The sequence below is a fragment of the Colwellia sp. D2M02 genome (assembly GCF_018860755.1).
Classification (GTDB): domain Bacteria; phylum Pseudomonadota; class Gammaproteobacteria; order Enterobacterales; family Alteromonadaceae; genus Colwellia; species Colwellia asteriadis.
Map to the genome: position 1 here is coordinate 44,709 of NZ_JAHKPW010000057.1, position 6,892 is coordinate 51,600.

Annotated in this window: 7 protein-coding genes and 1 pseudogene; 1 reads left to right on the plus strand and 7 read right to left on the minus strand. The window is 37.6% G+C overall.

The genetic code is table 11. The annotated features are described in order from the left end of the window. Positions 1–108 precede the first annotated feature (108 nt). Positions 109–837 carry a GGDEF domain-containing protein gene (locus KO495_RS09350; protein ID WP_215980135.1) on the plus strand — a complete coding sequence of 243 codons (729 nt, stop codon included), beginning with the start codon at positions 109–111 and terminating at the stop codon, positions 835–837. A gap of 25 nt (positions 838–862) precedes the next feature. On the opposite strand, the gene KO495_RS09355 is transcribed toward KO495_RS09350, so the two are convergent. From KO495_RS09355 to KO495_RS09385, 7 genes and pseudogenes are all read right to left on the minus strand, one after another. Next, positions 863–1,786: a mechanosensitive ion channel domain-containing protein gene (locus tag KO495_RS09355; RefSeq protein ID WP_215980136.1), complete on the minus strand. Its 924-nt coding sequence runs from the start codon at positions 1,784–1,786 to the stop codon at positions 863–865. A 146-nt stretch (positions 1,787–1,932) separates the two neighbouring features. Next, entirely contained in the window at positions 1,933–2,073 is a 141-nt protein-coding gene (gene ykgO / locus KO495_RS09360) for a type B 50S ribosomal protein L36 (protein WP_215980137.1), read from the minus strand. A 2-nt stretch (positions 2,074–2,075) separates the two neighbouring features. After that, positions 2,076–2,336, minus strand: a complete 261-nt coding sequence (locus KO495_RS09365) for a type B 50S ribosomal protein L31 (protein ID WP_215980138.1) — start codon at positions 2,334–2,336, stop codon at positions 2,076–2,078. Between the two features lie 491 nt (positions 2,337–2,827). Beyond that, positions 2,828–3,973, minus strand: coding sequence for a hypothetical protein (locus KO495_RS09370; protein WP_215980139.1), 1,146 nt, complete (start codon positions 3,971–3,973; stop codon positions 2,828–2,830). 168 nt (positions 3,974–4,141) lie between these two features. Further along, entirely contained in the window at positions 4,142–5,494 is a 1,353-nt protein-coding gene (locus KO495_RS09375) for an alanine/glycine:cation symporter family protein (protein WP_215980140.1), read from the minus strand. 75 nt (positions 5,495–5,569) lie between these two features. After that, on the minus strand, positions 5,570–6,280 hold the full coding sequence (locus tag KO495_RS09380) for a DUF480 domain-containing protein (RefSeq protein ID WP_215980141.1): 711 nt from the start codon (positions 6,278–6,280) through the stop codon (positions 5,570–5,572). A gap of 281 nt (positions 6,281–6,561) precedes the next feature. Beyond that, positions 6,562–6,892: pseudogene (locus tag KO495_RS09385) on the minus strand (AAA family ATPase); the annotation flags it as partial.

The following is a 6,892-nucleotide window of genomic DNA, read 5'->3' on the forward strand; positions in this document are numbered from 1 at the left end:
CTCGGTTATTGTACTTTTCGCTCTCATCTTGTATGAATATTGTTTTTTTTTAGTTAATATTAGGTAAATGCTTGTTATTTGAGCACCTCAATTGTGAAGTATGAAATTATGCCCCATTATAAATATTTACATCGTCAAACGGTTATTCGTGATGCTTTATGGCTGAGCGCGATTAACGTACTGCTATTTATTATTTATGCTAAATACGATTTTTTTGAGTGGGTTTTAGATCAAGTAGAACAATACGAGTATTTAGAATTAGATGAAATTTTGCCGCTAACAGCAAGCTTAACCATTAGCTTACTAATTTTTACTTATCGTCGTATGGTTGAGTTAGGCAAAATAAGTCAGGCTTTTGAGAATTTAGCTAAGTATGACCCTTTAACGAATACTCTCAATAGGCGAGCAGGGTACATTTTACTACAACAATTTAATGACAGCGCTATCAATAAAAATGAGAGCTATAGTTTATTACAGTTGGATTTAGATGACTTTAAACGTATTAATGACTTATACGGCTCAAGTATTGGTGATGAAGTTTTAATTAACCTTGCTAACTTGATTAAGCAACAAGTCCCTAGCGATGCTGAAATAATTCATTGGCATAGTGATAACTTTATTATTGCTATGCCAAGTACTAAACAAGCTCCTTTTGAGTTAGCAAATACCTTACGCTATGCTATTGAAGAAAAGCTTTTTGCTGCAGATAAAATTACTTGCAGCATAGGCTTAACAATGTGGCAATCAGGTACTTCTCTTGCAGATATGCTGCTTAATGTTGAAGATGCACTATTAGATGCAAAAGCTGCGAATAAGAACACCGTTAAAGTAGCTTAACGGTGTAGTGCTTATTTTATACGATTTACTCTGCTTTTGTCGAAGGCAATAAATGCACATCGCGCTGTGGGAATGGAATGGTAATATTTTCTTGTTCAAAGGCGAGGTAAATAGCTTCATACGCGCGATATTTTGCACTATAAAGCTGCGTGGTTGGGATCCATAAACGTATACCAATATTAATGGCGCTGTCAGCAAACTCATCAATACCGAGTTGAATTTTTATTTCGTCACCAAAAATATCTAGTTTTTTTAACGTGCTTTCAATGAGCTGTATAATTACCATTGGGTTATCGTCGTACGAAATCCCCACTTTTAGTTTTAATAACGTCTTTTTTCGTGAGTTATGTAAAACTTCTCCAACAATATGCTTATTGGGTATAGTAATTTCGGCATTATCTTCATCTTCAATGACGGTATAAGCTAATAATACTTCTTTTACCACACCGGTAACGCCTTGTACTTCAATAGTATCGCCAACGACAAAAGGTCTAATCAAAATAATATTAAATCCGGCAGCATAGTTGGCTAATAGCCCTTGTAGTGCTAAACCTGCACCTAAAGAAATGGCACCAATAGCTGCAATAAATGGCGTAACACTAATACCTAACTTACTTAATGCGACTATCGTAATCATAACCACAATCGCCATTTTAGCAGTACTTGCTAAAAATCGACTTAATGTCACATCAAGGTTTTGACGTTCACAAAGCTTTAATACGGTATTGGCTATTTTCCCGGCAACAAAATAACCCAGTAAAAATATGATTAATGCACCAATTAATTGAAAACTATAGTTGGTGAAAAAATTAATGATTATTCTATATATTTCAGATACCTGATCTAATTCAGTTTGTATTAAATCAGTGGATAATAGGTTTTTAGATGAAGTGACTGTATCGGTTGTATTTGTAGTTGGCTCGGTGATATTACCTATATCAGTAAACATATTTTCTTGTCCTTGAGGGAAAAGCTACATCATACCGATATTTATGTTTTTGACACTAATAAAATAACCTTTAGTGTAATTTATAAGCTACTTGAGTAAGGTAATAAGGTATCAAGTAGCTTTAGACTGATTGTTTCTTTTTGATGTTACTTATTCTTTGCCTTTCCTTGAACTGCTTTGAATCGAGGGTTTTCTTTACAAATAACATAAACACGGCCGCGGCGCTTAACTACTTGGCAACCAGGGTGTCTTGTTTTTGCTGATTTTAATGAGCTAAGTACTTTCATTGTTATCCCTTTTTTGAACTTGTGACTTTGAACTTCTGGTTAAACTTGGCCACACGACCGTCTGATTTAGTTTGTGTTTGCTTACCAGTATAAAAAGGGTGGCTTGCACTTGATGTATCTAAATAACATACCGGGTAGTCTTTACCATCGTGCCATTTCATGGTTTGGCTCGATTGATAAGTCGAACGAATCATAAAGGATGTATTGGCTGACGTATCGTGAAAGATAACGGATTTATATTCTGGGTGAATGTCTGGTTTCATAAGATCCTCAACGCGTTTTTAAAGTTGTGATAATATAACACTAAAGAATTGTTTATGTAAATGATATTTATTTCTATTTGGTTTTTATGTGGCAAGGCGTAGTAAAGTCGAATAAAACTTAAATTATTAAAACTGATTTAATTATTTAAGTATATTTATCAATTAATTATTTTTACTTTTTGTGATCTTGATGTTCGGTTATGGGGTGGTTTATGGACTTTATAAATAGCTTTTGAATGAAAAAACAATGCTTGTTGTTGGATTGATCGATATGTTTAGTTTTTACATTAATAATAATAAGGTGTTAGTATCACTAAATGGAGTGGCTATATTCTCTGAAAGTAGAGGCATTGATTATTTAGTAGGTTACGCTTGTTTGACAGCGTGTTTTTGTTGTACTTGATGGTGATACTATGATTAACCTCTATATTTTTAATCGCACTATTTAAGGTTAACTAGCTGGTGCCTTGACTAAAATTGCTATTCAGTGATTAAAAGCGATAGCCTAGTTGCATCATAAACTGTTGGCGATCACTAAAGGCAAAGTTGGTTTCTGCAATGACGGACCACTCTTCTGTGATATTCCATTGCCCGCCAATTAAATAGTTAGTGGGGGAGCTTGTATGCTGATCAACAAGTACTGCTACCTTGCCGCCTGGCGTTGAAATGGCAATTTGTTGCTCTATATCTTGCTTCATTGCTCCAACCCATAATTGTCCCTGATAGCCACCCATAGTACCATTCCAGCCTATACGCGCGGAATAAACGGTTTGTTGAGTTTTTTCTATAGCGATATTGATATCAGCTTCAGAATAGTTAACATCAAACATCCCGAAAAAATCACCGTAACCACCCGCTATTGTTGTTCCATAGCCAAGCACTGAACCATGAAAATTTAACGTTGTTGCTATGCCTGATTTAGCAACTAAACAGTGACCGGGAGCTGGACCTTCATAAGGTAAATTAACACTGGCGCAGCGTTTTTCGTTTAAACCATTACCAATGTTGCCAGCAACAAGTAAAAGCGTTGGTAAACCTAAGTTAACGTCTAATTCTAACGTTGCTTTTCCTCGTGTTTCTCCTGCAATGCCATAGATGTTCCAAAAAGGGAATATCCAAGTATCAAAACGTAAATTGTAGGTAGTATCAGATACCTTGAGGTTTTTTGCGGTAATACTATCCCCAATAAAGCCATTGATTTTATCGCTCTCTTGTCCGTCAAAAGAGAGTCCTATTTTTGATACTGTAAAGGGTTGCTTTTGCGTAAGTCCTACGATTGAAACCCCAAAAGGAAGGGGAAGTAAGTAGCCTTTTTCTCTTGCTTCAACTCCCCAGATAGGTAAAAAATCAGACCACTTATTTCGAGGAGATAAGGCTTCACTTTTAAGGCGTTCATAGCCAACTGAAGATACAGAATTCTGTCTATTATGTACTTGCTCTGAGTAGCTTTGCTCTGTTTTATTTGCGTTACAGTACTGCTCGCAAGATCTTTTACTACGCTGTTTATTTATAACGCGTAACTCATCATCGGTTGAGGCTTTTACTGGTGTATCAAGTTGAGTGGCTTGTTTTCCATAAGCAGAAAACATAATAGATAAAAGGAGGAGAGTACTTAGAAGCTTAAGTATAGTAGACATAATAGTTTCAAATGACAAAAGGGGAGTGGTTATTTTACATTGTTGCTGGTTTTCTCAAAGACTTATTTATTGATGAGAATACCTTATTAATAATAGGTGGTTCCGGTAGGTTTAGTGACTCATAACTTAGTTATAAGCCACATTCGCTGATACTTGTTATTTATGCCGTTACAAGTGATCTCTGAGGTATTTTTTTGCAGCTATTCTGACCTTTGACGATAATAACAAGGTTGAAATCATGGTCGGAATTGCCATTAATGCGTACATAAACGTAATAAAGTTGATCACCACAGACAATGAGCCAATGGCACCGGCTATGATCAATAGTAAATAAAACAGTTTATAGAAGCGCTCAAAGCTTGGACCAAAGAGAAATTCACTACATTTACTGCCGTAATACCAAAAGCTTAACACGGTACTGACACTGAGAAAAAACACCATCACCATCAACAAGTAACTGCCTAGGTTAGGAAAAGTTGTTTCAAAGGCATAAACGGCCATGCCAACCCCTTGAAAGTCCGTTTGCCATGCACCAGTCACTAATACGGCTAATGCGGTACAAGTACAAACAATTAAGGTATCAACTATTGGGCCAAATGAGGCGACAAAACCTTCTCTAATTGGCTCGGTTGTTTTGGCCGCGCCATGGGCTAAAGATTCAGTACCAATACCCGCTTCATTTGAAAATGCACCGCGTTGCACGCCAATGATAATCACGGTACCGAGTAAACCACCAGCCGCAGAGCTTGGGTTAAAGGCGCTAGCAAGTATCAAGAGAAAGGTTTCAGGGATTTTCTCATAGTTCATCGCTAATAAGGTCAAGGTCATAATGAAATAACCCACCACCATTAACGGCACTACTTTGGTTGCGACTGCCGTAATACGGGTTAACTTACCCATAACAATCCAAGCGATGAGTAAAAATAAGCCAATGCCAACCACTAAATCAAAAGTAAAGTGGTTATCTGCTGCAGTTAAACCAAAAGGTACAGCAATGACCTCACGTAAAATTTGTACTAATTGGTTTATTTGAAAAAGTGGCAGTGCGCCAAATATACAACCAATACAAAATAGCCATGCCAAAGGTAAGTATTTTTTTCCTAGACCTTCTCTAATGACATACATGGGGCCGCCTTGCAGTTTACCGCTGCGGTCTTCCCCTCGATACATAATAGCCAAAGACGCAGTGTAAAACTTAGTTGCAATACCGAAAATTGCCGTTAGCCACATCCAAAAAATAGCACCTGGGCCTCCCATAGTAATGGCAACGGCAACACCAGCAATATTACCTAAACCTAGCGTGCCCGACAGTGCCACAATCAGCGCTTGAAAATGACTTAAATCACCCTTGGCATTTTTTTCATTATCAAACTTACCACTAATAATGCTAATGGCGTGGCTTAACTTGCGATAGGGCAGTAGACGAGAATGAACAACAAAATAAGCGCCGCCCCCAACAAGGAGTAACACCATGGGTAAACCCCAAGAAAAATTAACTAACGTAACTAATAACTCTTCCATTTTAACCTTTTGTAATTTTCACCCCGTCACGAGCGAGGTGCTGAAATCTTGTATGAGCAATGTTCCCAGAGGGTTCTATTGTGCGTCAAATAGCTCAGTTAAACAGACTACTTGTGCTGTTAAGTCAGCAACTTGTTGCTCTAATTCGCTAACACGTTGGGTCAGGTTTACATTGTGCTCTAACGCCTCATTTGTGCTCGGAGCATCTATGTCATTTACCTGTGCTGGCTTTATATCGTGAGTGTGAATATGCTCTTCTGGTGAAGTATTAGCATCGTCAAAAGTAGACAATAAATGCACATAGCGTGATTCACGTTTGCCAGACTCACGTGGGAGTTTTTTCACTAATATCTCGCCATTAAGATCTTGCAACTGAGTTAATGTTGCTTCCACTTCGCTTACATCAGCAAAGTCAGCTAAACGGTTAGTGCGCGTTCTTAACTCTCCAGGAGTTTGCGGGCCACGTAAAAATAAAACACAAATAATTGCCCGTTGCTGAGCACTGAATTGTAAATGACCAAACTCGGTATTACAAAAACGATGAAAGTATTTATTGACCCGTGTCGACGCTTTTTGATCAACCATGAGTTGGTTTGACATAACCAGCCCATCAACAATATTTTGTACTTCACTCTCGCTTAGTGACATGACAGGATCACGGTTACTTTTTTGATTACAGGCGGTGGTGATACCATTTAAAGAGAGCGGGTACTGCTCTGGTGTAGTGGTTTCTTTTTCTAACATCACGCCAATAACGCGACATTGCTCAGGGGAAAGTGTGATCATAGTTATGCATCCTAGTAAAATCTAACGCTGTTATATCAAGCATGTGGGTTATTTACTATGTAAAGGTGAGCGCATGGCTAAAAATCACCCCAAAAAAAAGCCATAGCTAGGTAGTGCTAGCTATGGCTCAATAGAATCACTACGAAGTGCATCACTCTTAATGGTTATTCTATATTCTGGATCTGCTTATTGTTAATCACAATTAATTCAAATAGAAACAACAAGATAAATAAACCTAAACAAAAAAATAATTTTTTGCCCACCATTTTGCTCACCAAACACTAAGTTTTGTAATACCCCTGTTTAGGGTGATTTATCTTGGTTGGATATACTCGAGATAACCTTCCATCACTAACCATAGGGTTCAAATATGTTTTTCTCAATGTTGAGCCTTCTCTTCCTAGTAACTCAGCAAGATCACTGAGAGATATAGGTTGCCCTTCACATAGTTCAAGTATTGTTCTTTCAATTACATCCTTCGAAGTAAGTCTTTTAGAACCATCCCTTACAACACTTGAGATCTTTTTCAGTGACTCCCATTTATCTAAATGATGTTGTTGCTCTTCTAGTTCTTGTTCCAACTTCGGGTTTATCTCCGGGTTTAACTCCGGG

Bases quoted from the DNA above. Each gene is read 5' to 3' on its own strand.
- ykgO (WP_215980137.1), bottom strand. From the start codon at position 2,073: ATGAAAGTACTTAGCTCATTAAAATCAGCAAAAACAAGACACCCTGGT.
- KO495_RS09350 (WP_215980135.1), top strand. From the start codon at position 109: ATGCCCCATTATAAATATTTACATCGTCAAACGGTTATTCGTGATGCT.
- KO495_RS09365 (WP_215980138.1), bottom strand. From the start codon at position 2,336: ATGAAACCAGACATTCACCCAGAATATAAATCCGTTATCTTTCACGAT.
- KO495_RS09380 (WP_215980141.1), bottom strand. From the start codon at position 6,280: ATGATCACACTTTCCCCTGAGCAATGTCGCGTTATTGGCGTGATGTTA.
- KO495_RS09355 (WP_215980136.1), bottom strand. From the start codon at position 1,786: ATGTTTACTGATATAGGTAATATCACCGAGCCAACTACAAATACAACC.
- KO495_RS09375 (WP_215980140.1), bottom strand. From the start codon at position 5,494: ATGGAAGAGTTATTAGTTACGTTAGTTAATTTTTCTTGGGGTTTACCC.
- KO495_RS09370 (WP_215980139.1), bottom strand. From the start codon at position 3,973: ATGTCTACTATACTTAAGCTTCTAAGTACTCTCCTCCTTTTATCTATT.